The organism is Pseudomonas defluvii (assembly GCF_001695625.1).
Classification (GTDB): Bacteria; Pseudomonadota; Gammaproteobacteria; order Pseudomonadales; family Pseudomonadaceae; genus Aquipseudomonas; species Aquipseudomonas defluvii.
The window spans coordinates 1-1,038 of record NZ_MBPN01000285.1; the positions used below are offsets into that span (position 1 = coordinate 1).

2 protein-coding genes are annotated in these 1,038 nt (G+C 64.6%); both read left to right on the forward strand.

Annotated elements, in window-relative coordinates; all coding sequences use genetic code 11:
* Nucleotides 1-143: 143 nt before the first annotated feature.
* Nucleotides 144-929 carry a PFL_4669 family integrating conjugative element protein gene (locus tag EKA13_RS27330; protein WP_003158610.1) on the forward strand — a complete coding sequence of 262 codons (786 nt, stop codon included), beginning with the start codon at nt 144-146 and terminating at the stop codon, nt 927-929.
* Nucleotides 926-1,038 (forward strand): DUF3158 family protein (locus EKA13_RS27335; protein ID WP_125862981.1); only part of this gene is annotated, 113 nt, incomplete at its 3' end. The genes EKA13_RS27330 and EKA13_RS27335, both read left to right, overlap by 4 nt.

A 1,038-nucleotide genomic window follows, 5' to 3' on the forward strand; every position in this document is an offset into this window, starting at 1 on the left:
TGGAGCTATCCCCTGGGGATAGCTCGCGCCGCAGGCGGCCACCACGCGCTGAACCGGGGTCTGGCAGGTTTCGGTTTGTTGACTGACGGCCTTCCGCTTCCTGCCGAAGCTGACCGCTCCTTTCCCCACAACGAGCGGACACCATGGCAACCAATGAATCTCTGCAACTGAATCTCGGCTCCCTGCGCAGCGCGATGTCGCTGACGCTTCACACCCACCACGCTTCGCGCATCTGGCATGGCCGTGCCGCCGCCGAGGGGCGACCGGGCATCGTCGGCCTGAACGGCTACATCGCCCAAATGAACAAGATGCGGCGCGGTTCGGAGCAGGACGACCCGTACTCGGATTGGTGGATGCTGCGCATCGAGGTCAAGCTCGACCAGACCAAGACCACGCTGCAAGCGCTGCGCGAGCAGGTGGATCAGGCGCTGGCAAGCGTACCGCCGGCACTCAGCCTGGGCGAGAACCTCAACGTGCAACCCGTCAAGTTGCCGCTGTTCGTCAATGCGCAGCTCGGCTTTGCCGCCGTCTATCTGCTGGCCGACTACGACGACATCGCCCGCAAACTGATCCTCGCCCATCACACGGCGCTCATCGACCGCAGCACCTTGGAGCGCTGGCTCAACGAGGGCGCCCATGCACTGCGCAGCCTGTTCTCGCTGGCCCAGCAATACCGCTATTCGGGCTGTACGCGCGACGACTTCGTGTCAAAGAACGCCGCAGCACGGGCGGCGCTGGAGAAATTCGGCGAACTGCCGCAGGACGTGCTGGAAGGCACGCACCGCTCGAAGTTCGCGCCGCCCATCGTGCGCCGTGGCCTGCAACAGCGTGTCGAGAGTCCTGCTGCAGCGCCTGCCCCCAACGACGAGGCCGCCACCGGCGCGGTGCCCGAGGTCGGCGTCGGCGAGATCAAGGGCGAGCAGGCATGAGCGATCCGAACCGCGAACCCCGCTACTTCCAGGGCCTGCAACAGGCTGCCTTCGTGAAGCTGGAACACGCGGCCTCTCTAAAAGGCCTTTTAAAGCCTTTTAAGGGTAA

Excerpts from the sequence above, each read along its gene's own strand:
- EKA13_RS27330 (WP_003158610.1), top strand. The coding sequence starts at position 144 with ATGGCAACCAATGAATCTCTGCAACTGAATCTCGGCTCCCTGCGCAGC.